The following is a 20,977-nucleotide window of genomic DNA, read 5'->3' as shown; positions in this document are numbered from 1 at the left end:
ACAGGGGCCAACTTAGGTCGATGCGCCTCATTCAGCTCAGCGATCCCCACCTTTTGGCCGACGCCCATGGTTTGTGGCGGGGTCGCCAACCCTGGGCCTGCTTTGAGCGGGCCCTCGAGCAGGCCTGGATCCAGGCACCTGCCGCCGATCTGCTGCTGCTCAGCGGCGACCTCTGCCAGGACGAGAGTTGGGCGGGTTACGCCCGGCTGCGCGACCGCCTGGCCGCCTGGCCCACGCCCGTTGCCCTGCTGGCCGGCAACCACGACGCCCCCCACCTGCTGCGAGCCGCCCTGGGCCGCCATGCCGTTGTGGCCCCTGCGCTGCTGGAGATCGCCGGGGTGCGTCTGCTCTTGCTCAGCAGCCACCGCACGGGTTGCGTCGAAGGCTGGCTGGGTCCCCGGCAGCTGGCCTGGCTGGCTGGAGAGTTGGGCTGTTCCAACCACCTGCCCCTGGTCGTGGCGGTGCACCATCCGCCTGTAGCGATCGGGGATCCGAGCTTTGACCGCATCGGCCTGGGTGACGGCGGGGTGCTGCTGCAGCTGCTGGCAGGCCATCCCCAGCTCAAGGCGTTGGTGTTTGGCCATATCCACCAGCATTGGTTCGGCGCCCTGCCCGGCCGGCCAGCAGTGCCCCTGCTTGGCTGTCCGTCCACCCTCTGTGCCTACGGGCCGGTGCAGCCCTGCCCCCTGGGCCGTCCCCAGGATCCCGGCGGGCGCTTGCTGGAGCTCGATGCCCAGGGCAGCCTCAGCCACACCCTTTTGCGGTGGCAGGCCATTGAGGTGGGCTCCTGAGGTGGCAGGCCGTTGCTTCCCCGGGCTCCCTAGCCTGGGATCCAATCTGAACCGGTCCATGACGGCCTTGGCGATGAAGCGGCTGTTGCTTGTACTGGTGCCCCTGCTGTGGCTGGCCCTGGGCCCCTGGAGCCCCACCGCCCTGGCGCTGGACCTGGCCCAGGATGGGGCGCTGGCTGCCCTCCCCAGCGGCACCCCCCACAGCTTCGTAGCCGAGGCGGCCCGGGCCGTGGCACCGGCAGTGGTGCGGATCGACACCGAACGGGAGGTGGCTCGCCAACCCTTTGATCCGGCCCTGCTGGACCCCTTCCTGCGCGACCTGTTCGGCGACCCCTCAGGCAGCATGCGCGAGCGGGGCCAGGGATCCGGTGTGGTGATTGACGCGGCCAAAGGGCTGGTACTCACCAATGCCCATGTGGTCGACCAGGTGGACAGCGTTGAGGTGACCCTGGCTGACGGCCGCCAGGTGGATGGAGCCGTGGTGGGGGCCGATTCGGTGACCGATCTGGCCGTGGTGAAAATCCCCGGTTCCCGCGATCTGCGGGCCGCTCCCCTGGGCGATTCGGAAGCCCTGGAGGTGGGCGACTGGGCGATTGCGATGGGCAGTCCCTATGGCCTGGAGCGCACCGTGACCCTGGGCATCGTCAGCAGCCTGCACCGCAACATCAACAGCCTCGGCTTTTCCGACAAGCGTCTCGATCTGATCCAGACCGATGCCGCCATCAACCCCGGCAATTCCGGTGGCCCCCTGATCAATGCCGGCGGCGAGGTGATCGGCATCAACACCCTGGTGCGTTCGGGGCCGGGGGCGGGCCTGGGCTTTGCGATCCCCATCAACCTGGCCCGGGGAGTGGCGGGCCAGCTCAGTGAGGGCGGCCAGGTGGTGCATCCCTATTTAGGCCTGCAGCTGGTGGCGCTCACGGCCCGCAGGGCCCGGGATAACAATCGGGACCCCGAGGCCCTGCTGCAGCTGCCGGAGCGCGATGGGGCCCTGGTGCAGCGGGTGCTGCCCGACAGCCCGGCCGAGACCGCAGGCCTGCGGCGGGGCGATCTGGTGGTGAAGGTGGACGACCAGCCCGTGCCCGATCCGGCCAGCCTGCTCAAGCGGGTCGAGGGCAGCACGGTGGGCCAGCTGCTGCCGCTCACGGTGATTCGCGGGCAGCGGGAGCTCAACCTCAGCATCAAACCGGCGGCCTTGCCCAAGGCCAGCTGAAGACTGCTACGGTCGCGGCCCGCTTGGGCGTGATCGATGTCGGACCTGCAAGATCAGATGAAGCAGGCGGTGGCGGCGGCAGCCACCGAGCAGATCCGCAGCGGCATGGTGGTGGGGCTGGGCTCCGGCTCCACCGCGGCCCTGATGATTCAGGCCCTGGGGGCCAAGCTCCAGAGCGGTGAGCTCAGCGACATCGTGGGTGTGACCACCTCCTTCCAGGGCGAGGTGCTCGCCGCCGAGCTCGGTATTCCCCTGCAGAGCCTCAACGCGGTGGATCGGATCGATCTGGCCATCGACGGCGCCGATGAGGTGGATCCGGCCTTCCAGCTGATCAAGGGTGGCGGAGCCTGCCATGTGCAGGAAAAGCTGGTGGCGGTTCGCGCCAAGCGCTTTGTGGTGGTGGTGGATTCCACCAAGCTGGTGGACACCCTCAACCTGGGCTTCCTACTGCCGGTGGAGGTGCTCCCCGGTGCCTGGCGTCAGGTGCAGGGCCAGCTCAAGGCAATGGGCGGCGAGGCCCAGCTGCGCATGGCTGCGAAGAAGGCCGGTCCGGTGGTGACAGACCAAGGGAATCTGGTTTTGGATGTGAAATTCGCAGGCGGCATCGGCGATCCGGCCGCCCTGGAGGCGGCGATCAACAACATCCCTGGCGTGCTGGAGAACGGCCTGTTCGTCAACCTCACCGACCAGGTTCTCGTGGGTGAGATCGTTGCTGGGGAGCCCCGGGTGCGGGATCTGGCGAAGCGCTGAGGCGCGATCTGAGCTTCTTTACCCACTCAGATGCCACAGAGCTGCAGCAGCACCTGGCGCTGACGGGGGCCATCCAATTCCACCAGCAGCACGGCCTGGTATCGCCCCAGGCCCAGCAGGCCGTCCACGACCGGCAGGGTGAGGTGGTTGCCCAGCTTCAGGGCGATCAGGTGGGCATGGGCGTTGCGCGGCTCATCGGCGGGAATGCCCGGCCGCAGGTGCAGGTCGTTGTGGGCGTAGGCCCGCTCGGGGGGCGTCAGGGCCAGGAAGTGGCGCTCGATGTCCCCCAGCAACCGTTCCTCGGCCTCGTTCACGACCAAGGCGGTGGTGGTGTGCTGACCGGCGGCCACCAGCAGGCCGTTGCGGATCCCGGTGCCATCCACGAAGGCCTGCAGGTCGGCGCTGATGTCGTGGCAGCTGAAGCTGGCCGTGGTGGTGCGCTCTAGCCGGGTGGAGTGAAACGTCACCATGGCAAGGCAAGCTCCCCCAGCTCAGGCCAGCCTGCGACGCACCGACTCGGCGTGGCTGTGCAGCCCCTCGCTTTCGGCCAGGGTGATCACGGCTGCCCCGGTGGCTTCCAGGGCCGCGCGGTTGAAGTGGATCAAGCTGGTGTGGCGCAGAAAGGTTTCCACGCTCAGGGCGCCGGCGAACCGGGCCGTGCCGCTGGTGGGCAGGGTATGGTTGGGGCCTGCCAGGTAGTCGCCCACGGCCTCCGGGGAGTGGGGGCCCATGAAGATGGCGCCGGCATGCTTGATCTGCTCGGCCAGGCTCTCCGGGTCTTCCACCAGCAGCTCCAGGTGTTCGGGGGCGAAGCAGTCGCTGAGCTCAGCCGCCCGACGGAGGCTCTCGCACACCACGATCAGGCCCCAGTCGCCCAGGGCGGTGCGGGTGATCTCAGCCCTGGGGTGACCCGCCAGCTGGGCCTCCAGGGCCGCCGGCATCGCCGCCGCCAGCTCTGCGCTGGTGGTGAGCAGGATTGCGGCGGCCAGGGGGTCGTGTTCGGCCTGGGCCAGCAGGTCGGCGGCCACCTGGTCGGCCCGGGCGGTGTGGTCGGCGATCACCAGCACCTCACTGGGGCCGGCCAGCGAATCGATGGCCACCCGGCCATACACGGCCTTCTTGGCCAGGGTGACGTAGAGGTTCCCCGGACCACTGATCACATCGACCGCCGGGATGGTCTCGGTGCCGTAGGCCAGGGCTGCGATCGCCTGCGCGCCGCCGACCCGATACACCTCCTCCACGCCGGCCAAGTGGGCGGCAGCCAGCACGGTGGCGTTCGGTTCGCCGTTGGGCCCGGGCGGGGTGACCATCACCAGCCGTCCCACGCCGGCCACCTTGGCTGGAACAGCATTCATCAGCACCGTGCTGGGGTAAGAGGCCCGCCCGCCCGGCACGTAGATTCCCGCCCGCTCCACCGGCCGCCAACGGCGGCCGAGCCGTTCGCCATGGGGGCCGGTGATGGCCAGGTCGGCGGGGCGCTGCTGGCCGTGGAAGGCCAGAATTCGCTGATGGGCCAGGGCCAGGGCCTCCTGCAGGGCAGGGGCCGTGGTCTCCCAGGCTGCCGCCAGGCGTTCGGGGGGAATGCGCAGGGGGTCGGGCCGCACCCCATCGAAGCGTTCGGTTAGCTCCAGCAGGGCCCGATCGCCCTGCTGCCGCACCTGGCTCAGAATTTCTTCCACCCGGGCGGTCTCCTCCCCCATCCGGCCGCTGCTGGTGCGCCCAGCGATGGCGGCCAGCCGTTCGGCGGCCTGGCTTTTCCCATCAGCGCTGGAATCCCGCAGGATGGCGATCGAGAGGGCGGCAGACGAAGCGACCAAGGGCAGGTCTACCTGCGGGGGCTTTTCAGGCTAGGTCGCAGGTCGCAGCTGGGCCTGAAGGTAGGATTCTTGATTGCCGATCCAGCTTCCAACAGCCTGTGGCCAATAACAAGTCTTCGAAGAAGCGCATTGAGGTTGCCGAACGCAACCGCGTCCTCAACCGCACCTACAAGTCGGCCCTGCGCACCCTGATGAAGCGCTGCTTCACCGCCTGCTCCGCCTACAGCCAGGAGCCCGGCGAGGCTGCCAAGACCGCCGTACAGGCCAGCATGAATGCGGCCTTCAGCAAGATCGACAAGGCGGTGAAGGTGGGTGTGCTCCATGGCAACACCGGCGCCAATCAAAAATCGCGCCTCAGCGCAGCGGTCAAATCGGCCACCGAGCCTGCTGCTGAGCCGGCCGCTGAGTCGGCAGCGGCAGCCCCGGCCTGAACCCCAGTGTTGGTTGACAGCCACTGCCACATCGTCTTTCGCAATTTTGACGACGATCTGGAGGAGGTCTCCCGCCGCTGGCGGGATGCCGGCGTCAAAGCCCTTGTCCATGCCTGCGTTGAGCCTGGCGAGATAGGGGCAATCCGGGCCCTGGCCGATCGCTTCCCCGAGCTGCGCTACTCCGTTGGGGTCCATCCCCTCGACACCCAGCACTGGCACCACGACACCGCTGCGGTCCTGCGCCAGGCGGCCAGGTCCGATTCCCGCGTCGTGGCGATCGGCGAGCTGGGCCTCGACCTGTTCCGGGACCACAACCTGGAGCAGCAGCTGGCCACGCTCGAACCCCAGCTCGACCTAGCGGTGGAGCTGGACCTGCCGGTGATCGTCCACTGCCGGGATGCGGCCGAGCCGATGCTGGCCCTGCTGCGGCAGCGGGCCGATCGCGGCGCCTGCCCCCGCGGGGTGATGCACTGTTGGGGCGGCAGCCCAGAGGAGATGGCAGCTTTTCTGGAGCTCGGTTTTTTGATCAGCTTCAGCGGAACAGTCACCTTCCCCAAGGCGGCAGCCACCCACGCCTGCGCCCAACTGGTGCCGGCAGACCGCTACCTAATTGAAACGGATTGCCCCTTTCTGGCTCCGGTGCCCCGCCGGGGCAAGCGCAATGAACCTGCCTTTGTGGCATCCGTCGCCGCCCGCATGGCCGAGTTGCGTGGGGAAACGCTCACAGAAGTGGCCCTTACCAGCAGTTCCAACGCTGCAGGGCTCTTTGGCCTCACGCTTCACACTGTATGATTTTAAATCGGCCTGTAAGCGGTAGCGCTCCTTGTTGTCGACGCCTGCAGTCTTGAAGAAGTCCCGTTGAGCATGCCCCCCGCGGGCAGCCTTCCCAACCCCGGGGAGGCTGTTCGTGCGGGCTGTTGTGGTCCTTCAAGTTAGCGGCGCCCGACTACGGAGCACCCCCGACCAGTCCCTTTCCACCCGTTCCTGCAGGTTCACCGCATGAGCAGCGCGATCCAGGTCGCCAAGACCGTCACTTATCTTCCCGACTTGGTGGAGGTACAGCGGGCGAGTTTCAAATGGTTCCTGGAGAAGGGGCTGATCGAGGAGCTCGAGAGCTTCTCGCCGATCACCGATTACACCGGCAAGCTGGAGCTGCACTTCATCGGTAGCGAGTACCGCCTGAAGCGCCCCCGCCACGATGTGGAGGAGGCCAAGCGTCGCGACGCCACCTTCGCCTCCCAGATGTATGTCACCTGCCGCCTGGTCAACAAGGAGACCGGCGAGATCAAGGAACAGGAGGTGTTCATTGGCGAACTCCCCCTGATGACCGAGCGCGGCACCTTCATCATCAATGGTGCTGAGCGGGTGATCGTCAACCAGATCGTCCGTTCCCCTGGCGTCTACTTCAAGGACGAACAGGACAAGAACGGCCGCAAGACCTTCAATGCCAGCCTGATCCCCAACCGGGGGGCCTGGCTCAAGTTTGAAACCGACAAGAACGACCTGCTGCACGTGCGGGTCGACAAGACCCGCAAGATCAACGCCCACGTGCTGATGCGGGCCATCGGCCTGTCAGACAACGACGTTCTCGACAAGCTGCGTCACCCCGAGTACTACCAGAAGTCGATCGAGGCCTCCAACGACGAGGGCATCTCCTCGGAGGACCAGGCCCTGCTGGAGCTCTACAAGAAGCTGCGGCCCGGTGAGCCCCCCTCGGTGAGCGGCGGTCAGAGCCTGCTACACAGCCGCTTCTTCGATCCCAAGCGCTACGACCTGGGCCGGGTGGGCCGCTACAAGATCAACAAGAAGCTGCGCCTCACCATCCCCGATGCGGTGCGCACCCTCACCGCCGAGGACGTGCTCAGCACGATCGACTACTTGATCAACCTGGAGCTCGATGTGGGCGGGGCCAGCCTCGACGACATCGACCACCTGGGCAACCGCCGGGTGCGTTCGGTGGGCGAGCTGCTGCAAAACCAGGTGCGAGTGGGCCTCAACCGGCTCGAGCGGATCATCAAGGAGCGCATGACCGTCGGTGAAACCGAATCGCTCACCCCGGCCCAACTGGTGAACCCCAAGCCCCTGGTGGCGGCCATCAAGGAGTTCTTCGGCTCCAGCCAGCTGAGCCAGTTCATGGACCAGACCAACCCCCTGGCCGAGCTCACCCACAAGCGCCGCATCAGCGCCCTGGGCCCAGGCGGCCTCACCCGGGAGCGGGCCGGTTTCGCCGTGCGCGACATCCACCCATCCCACTACGGCCGCATCTGTCCGATCGAAACTCCGGAGGGCCCGAATGCCGGCCTGATCGGCTCCCTGGCCACCCACGCCCGGGTGAATGAATACGGCTTCATTGAAACTCCGTTCTGGAAGGTGGAAAACGGCATCGTCCACAAGAGTGGCGATCCCATTTATCTCTCCGCCGACCTCGAGGACGAGTGCCGCGTCGCCCCCGGTGACGTGCCTACCAACTCAGACGGCTACATCACCGCCGATCTGGTGCCGGTGCGCTACCGCCAGGACTTCGAAAAGGTTCCACCTGAGCAGGTGGATTATGTCCAGCTCTCACCGGTGCAGGTGATCTCGGTGGCCACCTCCCTGATTCCCTTCCTCGAGCACGACGACGCCAACCGGGCCCTGATGGGCTCCAACATGCAGCGCCAGGCCGTGCCCCTGCTGCGTCCTGAGCGTCCCCTGGTGGGCACGGGCCTGGAAACCCAGGTCGCCCGTGACTCCGGCATGGTGCCGATCACCCGGGTCAACGGCACGGTCACCTTTGTCGATGCCACCGCCATCGTCATCCGCGATGACCAGGGCACCGACCACGTGCACCACCTGCAGAAATATCAGCGCTCCAACCAGGACACCTGCCTGAACCAGCGCCCGATCGTGCGTCAGGGCGATCCGGTGATCGCCGGTCAGGTGCTGGCCGATGGCTCGGCCTGTGAGGGCGGCGAAATCGCCCTGGGCCAGAACGTGCTGATCGCCTACATGCCCTGGGAGGGCTACAACTACGAAGACGCCATCCTGCTCAGCGATCGGCTGGTGCATGACGATCTCTACACCTCGGTGCACATCGAGAAGTACGAGATTGAGGCGCGCCAGACCAAGCTGGGTCCGGAGGAAATCACCCGTGAGATCCCCAATGTGGCCGAGGAGAGCCTGGGTCATCTCGACGAGATGGGGATCATCCGCATCGGCGCCTACGTCGAGAGCGGCGACATTCTGGTGGGCAAGGTGACCCCGAAGGGTGAATCCGACCAGCCCCCTGAAGAGAAGCTGCTGCGCGCAATCTTCGGTGAGAAGGCCCGCGATGTGCGCGACAACTCCCTGCGGGTGCCGAGTACGGAGCGGGGCCGCGTGGTGGATGTGCGCATCTACACCCGCGAGCAGGGCGACGAGCTGCCGCCGGGAGCAAACATGGTGGTGCGGGTCTACGTGGCCCAGCGCCGCAAGATCCAGGTGGGCGACAAGATGGCCGGCCGCCACGGCAACAAGGGCATCATCAGCCGCATCCTTCCCCAGCAGGACATGCCCTACCTGCCTGACGGCACCCCCATAGACATCGTGCTCAACCCCCTGGGTGTGCCGAGCCGGATGAATGTGGGCCAGGTGTTCGAATGCCTGATGGGCTGGGCTTCTTCCCACCTCGACTGCCGCGTCAAGGTTGTGCCCTTCGACGAGATGCACGGCGCCGAGAAGAGCAAGCAAACCGTGCAGGCGTACCTCGAGGAGGCCGCCAACCTGCCCGGCAAGGCCTGGGTCTACGACCCCAAGAATCCCGGCAAGATTCAGCTGATCGATGGCCGCAGCGGCGAGCCCTTCGACCAGCCGGTCACCGTGGGCTACGCCCACATTCTCAAACTGGTCCACCTGGTGGACGACAAGATCCACGCCCGCTCCACCGGCCCCTACTCCCTGGTGACCCAGCAGCCCTTGGGCGGCAAGGCCCAGCAGGGTGGCCAGCGCCTTGGTGAGATGGAGGTGTGGGCCCTCGAGGCCTACGGCGCCGCCTACACCCTGCAGGAACTGCTCACCGTCAAATCTGACGACATGCAGGGCCGCAACGAGGCGCTCAACGCCATCGTCAAGGGCAAGCCGATCCCCCGGCCCGGCACCCCTGAGTCCTTCAAGGTGCTGATGCGCGAGCTGCAGTCCCTGGGCCTCGACATCGCCGTCTACACCGATGCCGGCGAGGAAGTGGATCTGATGCAGGACGTCAACCCCCGCCGCAGCACCCCCAGCCGGCCCACCTACGAATCCCTCGGCGTCGCGGATTACGACGACGACTGATTGCTTGTTTGCAGCGCATCGCTGACCGCCCCTCCCTTCTCGAACTCCGCGAGCCCCAAGCCGATGTCCAACAGCAACCTCCGCACCGAAAACCACTTCGACTACGTCAAGATCACGCTCGCTTCACCCGAGCGGATCATGGAGTGGGGGCAGCGCACGCTGCCTAATGGTCAGGTGGTGGGTGAGGTCACCAAGCCCGAAACCATCAACTACCGCACTCTCAAGCCCGAGATGGACGGGCTGTTCTGCGAGAAGATCTTCGGCCCGTCGAAAGACTGGGAATGCCACTGCGGTAAGTACAAGCGGGTGCGCCACCGCGGCATCGTCTGCGAGCGTTGCGGGGTCGAGGTCACCGAGAGCCGGGTGCGTCGCCATCGCATGGGCTTCATCAAGCTGGCCGCCCCCGTCTCCCACGTCTGGTATTTGAAGGGAATCCCCAGCTATGTGGCGATCCTGCTGGACATGCCCCTGCGGGATGTGGAGCAGATCGTCTATTTCAACTGCTATGTGGTGCTCGATCCGGGTGACCACAAAGATCTCACTTATAAGCAACTTCTCACTGAAGATGAGTGGCTTGAGATCGAAGACCAGATCTACGCCGAGGATTCCGACATTGAGAATGAGCCCATAGTGGGCATCGGCGCCGAGGCACTCAAGCAGCTTCTGGAGGATCTGGAGCTCAACGAAACTGCCGAGCAGCTGCGTGAGGAGATCGCAGCTAGCAAGGGCCAGAAGCGGGCCAAGCTGATTAAGCGTTTGCGGGTGATCGATAACTTCATCGCCACCAATGCCCGGCCCACCTGGATGGTGCTGGATGTGATCCCGGTGATCCCGCCAGACCTGCGGCCCATGGTGCAGCTCGATGGCGGCCGCTTTGCCACCAGCGATCTCAATGACCTCTACCGGCGGGTGATCAACCGCAACAACCGGCTGGCCCGCTTGCAGGAGATCCTGGCCCCTGAAATCATCGTTCGCAACGAAAAGCGGATGCTGCAGGAGGCCGTCGATGCCCTGATCGACAACGGTCGCCGGGGCCGCACCGTGGTGGGTGCCAACAACCGGGCCCTCAAGTCGCTCAGCGACATCATCGAGGGCAAGCAGGGCCGTTTCCGCCAGAACCTGCTCGGCAAGCGGGTCGATTACTCAGGTCGTTCCGTGATCGTGGTGGGACCGAAGCTCAAGATGCACCAGTGCGGCCTGCCCAAGGAGATGGCGATCGAGCTGTTCCAGCCCTTCGTGATCCACCGCCTGATCCGTCAGAACATCGTCAACAACATCAAGGCCGCCAAGAAGCTTATCCAGAGGGCCGACGATGAGGTGATGCAGGTGCTGCAGGAGGTGATCGAAGGTCACCCGATCCTGCTCAACCGGGCCCCGACCCTGCACCGTCTTGGCATCCAGGCCTTCGAGCCGAAGCTGGTGGATGGCCGCGCCATCCAGCTGCACCCCCTGGTGTGCCCAGCCTTCAACGCCGACTTCGACGGTGACCAGATGGCCGTGCACGTGCCCCTGGCGATTGAGGCCCAGACCGAGGCCCGCATGCTGATGCTGGCCAGCAACAACATCCTCTCGCCGGCCACCGGCGAGCCGATCATCACCCCGTCCCAGGACATGGTGCTGGGTGCCTACTACCTGACGGCCGAGCAGCCCGGTGCCATCAAGCCTGAGTTTGGCGACCGCTCCAAGACCTTCGCCAGCCTCGATGATGTGATCGATGCCTTCGAAGAAAAGCATCTGATCCTGCACGATTGGGTGTGGGTGCGCTTCAGCGGCGAGGTTGAAAGTGATGACGAAGAGAAGCAGCCCCAGAAGGAGGAGACCCTCAGCGACGGCACCCGTATCGAGCAGTGGCTCTATCGCCGCGACCGTTTCGATGAGGACGGAGCCCTGATCAGTCGCTACCTGCTCACCACCGTGGGCCGGGTGGTTATCAATCACACCATCATCGACGCCGTGGCTGCGACCTGACGGCCGTCTAGGAACCCCAGCCAGCAGGGTTCACGTTTTTCACCCTTTTCCAGTCTCCACACCGCGCGCAGCCATGACCGCCACCCCCGCTAAAAAAATCAGCAAGAAGGCCGCCAAGAAAGCCGCCGAGGCTGCCGCCCTGGAAGTCGCCGCCACAATCAGCAACGCCGCCTTGAGCAAGCAGGCGCCGCCATTCCGCAACCGCATCATCGACAAGAAGGCCCTGCGCAACCTGGTGGCCTGGGCCTACAAGCACCACGGCACCGCTACCACGGCCTCGATGGCCGACGAGCTCAAAGACCTGGGCTTCCACTACGCCACCCAGGCTGCCGTATCGATCTCCGTAGACGATCTGCGCATTCCCAGTGATAAGGCAGCCCTGCTGGCCGAAGCCGAAGAGCAGATCACCGCCACGGAGGAGCGCTACCGGCTCGGCGAGATCACCGAGGTGGAACGGCACACCAAGGTCATCGACACCTGGACCGAAACCAACGAGCGTCTTGTGGCAGCGGTGCGCCGCAACTTCAACGAAAACGATCCCCTCAATTCGGTCTGGATGATGGCCAACTCCGGCGCCCGGGGGAACATGTCCCAGGTGCGCCAGCTCGTGGGCATGCGCGGCCTGATGGCCAACCCGCAAGGGGAGATCATCGACCTGCCGATCCGCACCAATTTCCGCGAGGGACTCACGGTCACCGAATACGTGATCTCCTCCTACGGCGCCCGCAAGGGTCTGGTCGACACAGCCCTGCGCACGGCCGACTCTGGCTATCTCACCCGCCGGCTGGTGGACGTGGCCCAGGACGTGATTGTGCGGGAAGACGACTGCGGCACCACGCGCAGTATCCCCATTGATGCCGATGAGAAGGGCAAGTTCGGCAGCAAGCTGATCGGCCGCCTGGCCGCCGAGCCCGTGGTCAGTGAAGACGGCGAAACCCTGGTTGAGCGCGACGGAGAAATCGATCCGCCCCTCTCGCTGCGGATTGAAGCCGGCGGCGTCAAAACCGTGAAGGTGCGTTCACCGCTCACCTGTGAGGCCTCCCGTTCGGTGTGCCGCAAGTGTTACGGCTGGGCCCTGGCCCACAACCAACTCGTTGATCTGGGTGAAGCCGTCGGCATCGTGGCGGCCCAGTCGATCGGTGAGCCCGGCACCCAGCTCACCATGCGCACCTTCCACACCGGCGGGGTTTCCACGGCCGAAACTGGCGTGGTGCGCTCCCTGGTGGATGGCACGATCGAATTCGGGCCAAAGGCCCGGGTGCGGGGCTTCCGCACCCCCCACGGGGTGGAGGCCCAACTGGCCGAAACCGATTTCTCCTTGACGGTGAAGCCCAGCGACAACGGCAAGCTGCAGAAGCTGGATATCGTCAATGGCTCGATCCTGTTTGTCGCCGATGGCGACTTCGTGCCGGGCGACACGATCCTGGCCCAGATCGCCGCTGGGGTGACAGTCAAAAAGAGCGTGGAGAAGGCCACCAAGGATGTGATCTGTGACCTGGCCGGCCAGGTGCGCTACGAGGAAGCCATCCAGCCCAGGGAGGTCACCGACCGCCAGGGAAACATCACCCTCAAGGCCCAGCGCCTGGGCCGGATGTGGGTGTTCAGCGGCGACGTCTACAACCTGCCCCCCAATGCCCTGCCCGTGGTGGACGGCAACAAGGCTGTCACCACAGGAGAGGTACTGGCCGAGAGCCGGCTGGTGAGTGAATACGGCGGAGCGGTGCGTCTGCGCGAGAGCGCTGGCGACTCCCGCGAGGTGCAGATCGTCACCTCCAGCCTCACTCTCAAGGACTGCAAATTGGTGGGTGAATCCACCCACTCCGGCGAGATCTGGCATCTGGAGGGCAAGGACAACATTCGCTACCGCCTCAACACCGCTCCTGGCAGCAAGATCGGCAATGGCGAAGTGATTGCCGAGCTGGCCGACGATCGTTTCCGCACCAAGACCGGTGGCACCGTCAAATTTGCCCCGGGCCTATCGATCAAGAAGGCCCGCAGTGCCAAGAACGGCTTTGAGGTCAGCAAGGGTGGCACCCTGCTCTGGATTCCCCAGGAAACCCATGAGATCAACAAGGACATCTCCCTGTTGATGATCGAGGACGGCCAGTGGATTGAGGCCGGTACGGAGGTGGTCAAGGACATCTTCAGTCAGACCGCCGGCATCGTCACGGTGACCCAGAAGAACGACATCCTGCGGGAAATCATCGTGCGTTCCGGCACCCTGCATCTGGTTTCCGACAGCAAGACCCTCGCTAAATACGCCGACGGCAAGATGGCGACACCCGGCGAGGAGATCGCCAAGGGCCTCAAGGCTGAGGCGATTGTCTTCGTGGAGGTGGTTGAAACTCCCGATGGTCAGGCCCTGCTGCTGCGGCCGGTGGAGGAATACACCATCCCCGATGAGGCCCACCTGCCCGAACTGGGCACGGTGAAACAGAGTGGCGGCCCCAGCCTGGGCCTCAAGGCCACCCAGCGCCTCTCCTTCAAGGACGGCGAGCTGATCAAGAGCGTCGACGGCGTTGAGTTGTTGCGCACCCAGCTGATTCTCGAAACTTATGACACCACTCCCCAGATGACCGTGGACGTGGATGCGGTCGCAGACAAGCGGGCCAAGACGATTGAGCGTCTGCAGCTCACCATCCTGGAAACCCTGCTGGTGCGTCGCGACACCCTCTCCGATGCCAGCCACGGCTCCACCCACACCGATCTCCAGGTGGAGGATGGCACCACGGTGAAGCGAGGCGATGTGGTGGCGACCACCCAGATCCTCTGCAAGGAAGACGGGGTGCTGCAGCTGCCTGATCTGGTGGATGGGGAGCCGATTCGTCGCCTGATCGTGGAGCGAGATGGCGATACCCGCAGCATCGATCTGGGTTCGGCTGCGCCTTTGGTCAGCGTTGACCAGCGCATTGTTGATGGCGACCTGCTGGCGGAAGGGGTTGCAGCCCCCTGTTGCGGTCAGGTGGAGGCCATCGACGCCCACACCCTCACCATTCGACTGGGCCGGCCTTACATGGTGTCGCCCGATTCGGTGCTGCACGTGCGGGACGGCGAGCTGGTGCAGCGCGGCGATGCCCTGGCCTTGCTGGTGTTCGAGCGCCAGAAGACCGGCGACATCGTCCAGGGCCTACCCCGGATCGAAGAACTGCTGGAGGCCCGTCGGCCGCGGGAATCCACCATCCTCTGTCGCAAGAGCGGCACGGTGCAGATCAAGCAGGGCGACGATGATGACTCGATCACCGTTTCGGTGATCGAGCATGACGATGCCCTCACCGAGTACCCAATCCTGCTGGGCCGCAACGTGATGGTCAGCGATGGTCAGCAGGTGAGTGCCGGTGAGTCCCTCACCGACGGACCGATCAATCCCCACGAGCTGCTGGAGTGCTTCTTCGAAGACCTACGCAGCCGCAAGCCCACCATGGAGGCGGCCCAGGAGGCCATTTCCAGGCTGCAGTTCCGGATGGTCACCGAAGTGCAGAACGTCTACAAGAGCCAGGGCGTGTCGATCAGCGACAAGCACATCGAGGTGATCGTGCGCCAGATGACCAGCAAGGTGCGCATTGAGGATGCCGGCGATACCACCCTGCTGCCGGGCGAGCTGATCGAGCTGCGTCAGGTGGAGCAGGTGAACAGTGCCATGGCGATCACCGGTGGTGCCCCAGCCGAGTTCACGCCGGTGCTGCTGGGTATCACCAAGGCCTCGCTCAACACCGATAGCTTCATCTCGGCGGCCTCCTTCCAGGAGACCACCCGGGTGCTGACTGAAGCTGCCATCGAGGGCAAGAGTGACTGGCTGCGCGGTCTCAAGGAGAACGTGATCATCGGCCGCCTGATCCCAGCGGGCACGGGCTTCAGCGGCTTCGAAGAGGAGTTGCGGGCCGAGGCCGGCCCCCATCCCGACATCCTCGAGGAAGAGGCCATGGGCTATCGCCGCGTCCAGAACCTCCGCCCTGACTACACCGTGGAGATGCCGGCCCCGGCCCCGGCGGCGGCCGTGCTCGACGATCCCTCCGATGCCGACCTGGAGGCCACCCGCAGCCGCCATGGCATCGAGGCCAGTGCCAGCGGCCTGGCTGCCTTCACCCGTCCCTCCCTCGAGGATGTGTTGGAGGAGGAGCTGATCGCCGATCCGGCCGCCCTCGAGGGCTTGCAGGAAGAGGGCCTATTGACCGATGAGTGATTCCCTGCTTGACCCCCATGGCTAAGCCCGAACGCACCAGCCTCGACACCCCCGTGCCCCAGCGCCGCTTGCCCCGCTTCGGCTTCCACTCCCACACCGAGCTGCTCAATGGCCGCATGGCCATGCTCGGCTTCATCGCCCTGCTGGTGGTGGAGTGGAAGCTGGGCCACGGCCTGTTGATCTGGCCTTGAGTGGGATAGTCGCGGTGCCGCCGGCCACCCCCCTGCTGGGGATGGGCCTGCCGGAGCTGGAGCGGTGGGCCGTAGCCCACGGCCTGGCTGCCTTCCGCGGCCGGCAGCTCCATGACTGGCTCTATGCCAAGGGTGCCCGCAGCCTGGAGGCCATAAGTGTGCTGCCCAAGGCCTTTCGCGAGCAGCTGGCTGCAGCCCCCCCCGAGACTGGCTTCGATTGGATCGGCCGTTCGCGGGAGCTGCACCGCAGCGTGGCCCGCGATGGCACCACCAAGCTGTTGCTCGGCACCCACGACGGCCTCAGCCTTGAAACCGTCGGCATTCCTGCCGACGGTCGGCTCACGGTGTGCGTCAGCAGCCAGGTGGGCTGCCCGATGGCCTGCAGCTTCTGTGCCACCGGCAAAGGGGGGCTGCAGCGCTCCCTTGCGGTCCATGAAATTGTCGACCAGGTGCTGAGCGTGCGCGAGGTGATGGACCAGCGCCCCAGCCACGTGGTTTTCATGGGCATGGGCGAGCCCCTGCTCAATATTGGGGCAGTGCTGGCCGCCATCGACTGCCTCTGCAGCGATTTGGGTATGGCCCAGCGCCAGATCACGGTAAGCACCGTCGGCGTGCCCAAAACCCTGCCAACCCTGGCTGAGCGGGCCCTGGAGCGGCTCGGGCGGGCCCAGTTCACCCTGGCGGTGAGCCTGCACGCACCGGATCAGCGCCTGCGGCAGGAGCTGATCCCCACCGCCCACGCCTATCCCCTGGAGGCGTTGCTGGAGGACTGTCGCCATTATGTGGCACTCACCGGCCGCCGGCTGAGCTTTGAATACGTGCTGCTGGGGGGCGTCAACGACCAGCCCCGCCATGCCGAGGCCCTCTCGGGGCTGTTGCGGGGCTTCCAGAGCCATGTGAATCTGATTCCCTACAACCCGATTGCCGAGGAGCAGTTCCAGCGCCCCGCCCCCGGGGCCGTGGAGGCCTTCCGCCGTGCCCTCCAGGCCCGCCATGTTGCGGTGAGTGTGCGGGCCAGTAGGGGGCTAGATGCCGATGCGGCCTGCGGTCAGCTGCGGCGGCGCCTGATCGATCCGGGCGGGAATGCCTAGCAGGTTATGGCTTGAAGGGTGTGGCTAAGTGGGGTCCTTGGCGGGGTCGAAGGCACCCTTGGCGCCGTCACCGTTCCAGGGGGTGAGCCACGCCATCAGTAGGAAGGCCGGCAGTGAGGCGGCCGCGGTGAGCAGGAAGAAGCTGCTCCAGCCCACCCCCTCGGCCACAAAGCCAGCCTGGCCGGAGAGCAGGGAGCGGCTCAGGGCGTAGACCCCTGACAGCAGCGCGTACTGGGTGGCGGAAAAGCGGGGGTTGCAGAGGCTCATCAGCAGGGCCACAAATGCCGCACCCACCAGGCCACCGCCGAGGTTTTCCAGGCCCACCGCCAGCAGTAGGGCTGCGGGGCCGGCATCGAAGCTGGCCAGGGCCCAGTAGGCCAGGTTGCCGGCGGCGCCCACCAGGGCGAACAGCCAGAGGGAGCGGTTCATGCCCAGCTTGCCGAACAGAATCCCGCCCAGAATTGTGCCCACGATCGTGGCGCCGATGCCCCAGCCGGCCAGCACCGAGCCCACCAACTCCGGTGAAAATCCCTTCTGGATCAGGAAGGGTACGGCCATCACGTTGAGCAGGCCGTCGGGCCAGCGGTAGAGCAGCACTAGGGCCAGCAGCATCACGGCCCGGCCCGGGCCGCTGCGGCGTAGAAATTCCCGCGCCGGCCCCAGCACCGCCTGGCGCAGGCTGGTGATCTGGTGCTGGATTGGCGGGAGTTTGGGGGCCGTCAGGGTGAAGGGGATCACCACCAGCATCAGCAGCGCCGAGGCGGCGAAGGCCAGGGGCCAGCTGTAGCGACCGGCCAGGATGAAGCCCCCGGCGCCGATGGCCAGCATGGCGCCGCGGTAGCCGAGGGTGGTGGCGGCGGCACCGGCGCCCCGCTCCTGTTCGGGCAGCAGGTCTGTGCGGTAGGCGTCCACCAGGATGTCCTGGGTGGCACTTACCAGGGCCAGCAGAACGGCCATGAGGCCGATGGCCGTCAGGCTGGCTGGATTCTGGCTGGGCCGCAGAAAGGTCATCGAGCCGATCACCGCCACCAGCAGCACCTGAAGTACCAGTAGCCAGCCGCGGCGCCTGTCGGGCCAGGGAATCGGCCAGCGATCCAGGGCTGGCGCCCAGACCATCTTGAGGGTGTAGGGCAGTTCGGCGTAGGCGAGTAGGCCGATCAGCCCCAGGGGTACCCCGGTGGCCGTGAGCCAGCCCTGCAGCAACTTGGTTCCCACCATGTAGGGCGTACCACTGGCCACCCCTTGGGCGGCCACGGCGGTGATGCGTCGCCAGGTGCTCGAAGACGCAGCCATCCCATGGGTTCAATTTGGCGAACCCTAGGGGCGATGATGGCTGCAGGCGCCAGCTATCCCCCAAGCCTGTGCAATTTTTTCGCTCCACCCTGTTGCCGGCATCCATCGTGGTGCTGTTTGCCCTGGCCCTGTTTGCAGTCAGCGCCAGAATCTGGCTGCCCGGCGATATGGCTGCCCCGGCACCGATCGGCTGAGCCTGTGCCGTGAGTCTTTCCCGTGAGCCTGTCCCCCCAGCCTGACCAGCCATCTGGCCCCTACGACGAAAGCCCCCAGGAGCTCTACCTCGACCCGGAGGTGCTTGCCCAGGAATTGGCCGAGGAGCTGCTCGGCGATCCCCTTGATGACTTTGACACCAGCGATCCAACCGCCAGTGATGTGGCGGCGGAGTGCGATCTGGGGCTGCAGTTCCTCCGCGGTGAAGCTGGTGGTGAAGCTGGCGGCAGCAGCCACGACCAGCGCATGCAGGGTCTGCGGATCTTTTGCGAGCACCGTGATCCCCGGGCCCTGCCCCTGCTGCTGCCGCTGCTGGCGGTGAGCTGTCCGATTGTGCGCATGAGCGCGGTCTATGCCCTGGGCCGCAATCCCAGCCCCCTGGCGGTTGAGCCCCTGTTGGCCCTGCTGGCAGCAGATGACAACGGTTACGTGCGCAAGGCCGTCGCCTGGAGCCTCGGCAACTACCCCGATGCCCCGGTGCTGAACCCCTTGATCCGCTCCCTGCAGGTGGACATTGCGGCCGTGCGCCTCTGGGCGGCCAGCTCCCTGGCGGAGGCGGGCTGCAGCGGCCCCGCCAAGGCCGATCCGGCGGCGGCCCAGCTGTTGTTGAGCCTGCGCATCGACAGCGAAGCGGCGGTGCGCAGCAACAGTGCCTGGTCCCTTGGCCGGTTGTATGGCGACCTGGTGGAGCCCCGTCAGCAGGTGGTGGTGGAATCACTGTTGACGGCCATGCTCCACGATGGTGAGTCGGGGGTGCGGGATGAAGCCCGGCTGGCCCTGGAGCAACTGGAGCAACCGGAGGTGCTGGAGCGACTCCAGACCCTGGTGGACGAAGGCCTGCTCAGCTGAGCCCGGGCCTTGGGCCCAGCTCCTCAGATTCCGGCTAACATCTCTTAACCCTCACCAGATTTGGGATGGAAGAGCACACCATCCATTTTCGGATCAGGCCCGATGGCCGGGTCGAAGAGCTGGTGGAAGGGTTTCGGGGCCCGGGCTGCGCCCAGCTCACCGAAAGGATCGAAGCCGGCTTGGGCGTGGTTCAGCGGCGCCAGAGCACGGCTGAAGCGTTCCAGACCCAACAACAGGGCCAATCCCAGCTTCAAGGCCTGGGGCAACCCTTGACCAATCCCCAGCCCTTATCCCGGCCCTAACACCCCGGCCCTCTTAATTACCGCAGCTGCCGCTCCCACCGATGTCGCACTTCAGCACGATCAAGACCGAGCTTCGCGATCGCCAGGCCTTGCTCGGGGCACTCCGGGACCTGGGCCACTCCCCCACGGAGGGTTCCCTGCAGGTGCGCGGCTACCGGGGCCAAACCCTTGAGGCCCAGCTGGCGGTGCTCCAGCCCAATGGTGCCGACATCGGCTTCCGGCTCAACACGGATACGGGCAGCTACGAACTGGTGACCGATCTCGACCTCTGGAATCAATCGGTGCCGGTGGAGCGCTTTGTGGCCCAGCTCAGCCAGCGCTATGCCCTGCGCACCATCCTTGCGGCCAGTGCGGAAGCGGGCTTTGAACTGCGCGAGCAAACCCAGCAGCAGGACGGCACCATCGAGCTTGTTGTGAGCCGTTGGGCCTAGCTGTGGACTCCCCCGCCATGGCAGATCCGGCACTGGCCTTCCAGGCGGCAGTCCAGGCCCCAGGTTCCCTGCGCACCGGCATGGAGCCTCTGCTGGGCGGGGGCCTGCGCCAGAAGGCAGTCTGGGTTGATGAGGCTGTCTGTATCGGCTGCCGCTACTGCGCCCATGTGGCCACCAACACCTTCGTGGTTGAGCCCGACTGGGGCCGCTCCCGGGCGCTCCGCCAGGATGGCGATTCCACCGAGTTGATCCAGGAGGCGATAGACACCTGTCCGGTGGACTGCATTCACTGGGTGGCCTACGAGCAGCTGGGTGAGCTCCAGCACCAGCTGGCTGCCCAGGAGATCCTGCCGCTGGGGGTGCCCTCGCCGGCCCGGCTCAAGCGCAACCTGCCTCGCCGCCAGCCGGTTTGAGCGCGGCCCCGAGGGGTTGCTTGGCGGGCAGGCCCACCGCCCTGGGGTAGCAGGCCGGGCAGGGGTCCAGGGACTTCACTACCAGGGCGTGGCGCAGGCCGCGACCGCTGGGCAGCTCCCGGCTCAGGCACTGCTCGGTACTGGCCCGCAGGAGGACCAGGGCCGCGTCCAGCTCGCCCTGGTCTGCCGCCGACCACTGCCCGCGGTAGAGCAGGGCCCGACCCTGGGGGGCCAGTAGGGGCACCAGGTATTCGGCCACCACCGGTGCCCGGGCAACGGCCCTGGCCAGGGCCCAGTCGAACTGGCCACGGCAGGCCTGGAGCCTGCCTGTGCGCTCGATCCGTTCACAGCGCAGCTGTACCCGCTCCGCCAGCCCCAGGGCAGCCGCCATTGCTCCCACCGCCTCCACCTTGCGGCCCACCGAGTCCACCAGGGTGAGCTCGGCCTGGGGAAAGGCGATCGCCAGGGCAAGCCCTGGGAAGCCGCCGCCGGTGCCCACATCGATCAGCCGCAAAGGGGCCTGGGCCGCATCCGTGCCCAGCAGGGGCGTCAGGGGCCAGAGGCTGTCGAACACCTGGGCGATCCAGAAGTCGTCGCCCTCCACCAGGCGGGTCAGGTTGTGCTTGCTGTTCCAATGGCGCAGCTGCTCCTGCAGGGCGCCCAGCTGCCTTTCCTGCTCAGCGCTGGGCTGCCAGCCCAGGGTGTGCCAAAAGGCATTGCCGGTGAGGGTTCGGGCCATCCAGCCTGGCGGAGG

General features: G+C 66.1%; 19 protein-coding genes. 15 read left to right on the top strand and 4 right to left on the bottom strand.

What is annotated here, in order from left to right; genetic code table 11:
* Positions 1-20: 20 nt before the first annotated feature.
* From H8F27_RS04275 to rpiA, 3 genes are read left to right on the top strand one after another with little or no spacing between them, the layout of a single operon-like run.
* The gene (locus H8F27_RS04275; protein WP_197151493.1) at positions 21-791 is read left to right on the top strand and encodes a metallophosphoesterase; all 771 of its coding nucleotides are present in this window, start codon (positions 21-23) and stop codon (positions 789-791) included.
* 58 nt (positions 792-849) lie between these two features.
* The gene (locus H8F27_RS04270) at positions 850-2,004 is read left to right on the top strand and encodes a trypsin-like peptidase domain-containing protein (RefSeq protein WP_231596512.1); all 1,155 of its coding nucleotides are present in this window, start codon (positions 850-852) and stop codon (positions 2,002-2,004) included.
* A 36-nt stretch (positions 2,005-2,040) separates the two neighbouring features.
* Positions 2,041-2,754 (top strand): ribose-5-phosphate isomerase RpiA, encoded by a 714-nt coding sequence (gene rpiA / locus H8F27_RS04265; RefSeq protein WP_197151491.1) that lies wholly within the window; start codon positions 2,041-2,043, stop codon positions 2,752-2,754.
* A gap of 26 nt (positions 2,755-2,780) precedes the next feature.
* Here rpiA and H8F27_RS04260 read toward each other — a convergent pair whose 3' ends face one another.
* On the bottom strand, positions 2,781-3,224 hold the full coding sequence (locus H8F27_RS04260; protein ID WP_197151490.1) for a secondary thiamine-phosphate synthase enzyme YjbQ: 444 nt from the start codon (positions 3,222-3,224) through the stop codon (positions 2,781-2,783).
* A gap of 21 nt (positions 3,225-3,245) precedes the next feature.
* Positions 3,246-4,571, bottom strand: coding sequence for a histidinol dehydrogenase (hisD, locus tag H8F27_RS04255; RefSeq protein ID WP_370594464.1), 1,326 nt, complete (start codon positions 4,569-4,571; stop codon positions 3,246-3,248).
* A 98-nt stretch (positions 4,572-4,669) separates the two neighbouring features.
* On the opposite strand from hisD, the gene rpsT reads away from it, so the two are divergent.
* The 7 genes from rpsT (at position 4,670) to rlmN (ending at position 16,722) form a co-directional block, all read left to right on the top strand.
* The gene (rpsT, locus tag H8F27_RS04250; RefSeq protein WP_197151487.1) at positions 4,670-5,002 is read left to right on the top strand and encodes a 30S ribosomal protein S20; all 333 of its coding nucleotides are present in this window, start codon (positions 4,670-4,672) and stop codon (positions 5,000-5,002) included.
* Positions 5,003-5,011: 9 nt separating this feature from the next.
* The gene (locus H8F27_RS04245; protein ID WP_231596511.1) at positions 5,012-5,794 is read left to right on the top strand and encodes a TatD family hydrolase; all 783 of its coding nucleotides are present in this window, start codon (positions 5,012-5,014) and stop codon (positions 5,792-5,794) included.
* 207 nt (positions 5,795-6,001) lie between these two features.
* Positions 6,002-9,292 carry a DNA-directed RNA polymerase subunit beta gene (rpoB, locus tag H8F27_RS04240; RefSeq protein WP_197151485.1) on the top strand — a complete coding sequence of 1,097 codons (3,291 nt, stop codon included), beginning with the start codon at positions 6,002-6,004 and terminating at the stop codon, positions 9,290-9,292.
* Between the two features lie 63 nt (positions 9,293-9,355).
* The gene (locus tag H8F27_RS04235) at positions 9,356-11,260 is read left to right on the top strand and encodes a DNA-directed RNA polymerase subunit gamma (protein WP_197151484.1); all 1,905 of its coding nucleotides are present in this window, start codon (positions 9,356-9,358) and stop codon (positions 11,258-11,260) included.
* A gap of 73 nt (positions 11,261-11,333) precedes the next feature.
* Positions 11,334-15,440: a DNA-directed RNA polymerase subunit beta' gene (locus tag H8F27_RS04230; RefSeq protein WP_197151483.1), complete on the top strand. Its 4,107-nt coding sequence runs from the start codon at positions 11,334-11,336 to the stop codon at positions 15,438-15,440.
* Positions 15,441-15,457: 17 nt separating this feature from the next.
* On the top strand, positions 15,458-15,631 hold the full coding sequence (locus H8F27_RS04225) for a chlorophyll a/b-binding protein (RefSeq protein WP_197151481.1): 174 nt from the start codon (positions 15,458-15,460) through the stop codon (positions 15,629-15,631).
* Between the two features lie 41 nt (positions 15,632-15,672).
* Positions 15,673-16,722: a 23S rRNA (adenine(2503)-C(2))-methyltransferase RlmN gene (gene rlmN, locus H8F27_RS04220; protein WP_197153358.1), complete on the top strand. Its 1,050-nt coding sequence runs from the start codon at positions 15,673-15,675 to the stop codon at positions 16,720-16,722.
* 24 nt (positions 16,723-16,746) lie between these two features.
* Here rlmN and H8F27_RS04215 read toward each other — a convergent pair whose 3' ends face one another.
* Positions 16,747-18,015 (bottom strand): MFS transporter, encoded by a 1,269-nt coding sequence (locus H8F27_RS04215; RefSeq protein WP_197151479.1) that lies wholly within the window; start codon positions 18,013-18,015, stop codon positions 16,747-16,749.
* Between the two features lie 68 nt (positions 18,016-18,083).
* Between H8F27_RS04215 and H8F27_RS17940 the strand changes: the two genes are divergently transcribed.
* The 5 genes from H8F27_RS17940 to H8F27_RS04195 all read left to right on the top strand — a co-directional run bounded on the left by H8F27_RS17940 (position 18,084) and on the right by H8F27_RS04195 (position 20,223).
* A complete protein-coding gene (locus tag H8F27_RS17940; protein WP_254931544.1) occupies positions 18,084-18,209 on the top strand; it encodes a hypothetical protein in 126 nt (41 codons plus the stop codon).
* A gap of 22 nt (positions 18,210-18,231) precedes the next feature.
* On the top strand, positions 18,232-19,077 hold the full coding sequence (locus tag H8F27_RS04210; protein WP_231596510.1) for a HEAT repeat domain-containing protein: 846 nt from the start codon (positions 18,232-18,234) through the stop codon (positions 19,075-19,077).
* A 65-nt stretch (positions 19,078-19,142) separates the two neighbouring features.
* The gene (locus tag H8F27_RS04205; protein ID WP_197151478.1) at positions 19,143-19,379 is read left to right on the top strand and encodes a DUF2997 domain-containing protein; all 237 of its coding nucleotides are present in this window, start codon (positions 19,143-19,145) and stop codon (positions 19,377-19,379) included.
* Positions 19,380-19,420: 41 nt separating this feature from the next.
* Positions 19,421-19,810 (top strand): DUF1257 domain-containing protein, encoded by a 390-nt coding sequence (locus H8F27_RS04200; protein ID WP_197151476.1) that lies wholly within the window; start codon positions 19,421-19,423, stop codon positions 19,808-19,810.
* Positions 19,811-19,827: 17 nt separating this feature from the next.
* Positions 19,828-20,223, top strand: coding sequence for a ferredoxin (locus H8F27_RS04195; RefSeq protein ID WP_197153356.1), 396 nt, complete (start codon positions 19,828-19,830; stop codon positions 20,221-20,223).
* Here the strand turns inward: H8F27_RS04195 and rsmG are convergent.
* Positions 20,189-20,962: a 16S rRNA (guanine(527)-N(7))-methyltransferase RsmG gene (gene rsmG, locus H8F27_RS04190; RefSeq protein ID WP_197151474.1), complete on the bottom strand. Its 774-nt coding sequence runs from the start codon at positions 20,960-20,962 to the stop codon at positions 20,189-20,191. The genes H8F27_RS04195 and rsmG overlap by 35 nt on opposite strands.
* Positions 20,963-20,977 lie beyond the last annotated feature (15 nt).

Source organism: Synechococcus sp. CBW1108 (assembly GCF_015840335.1).
Lineage (GTDB): Bacteria > Cyanobacteriota > Cyanobacteriia > PCC-6307 > Cyanobiaceae > Cyanobium_A.
Note: the sequence above shows the minus strand (reverse complement) of the source record. Positions and strands in the feature narration are given on the sequence as shown.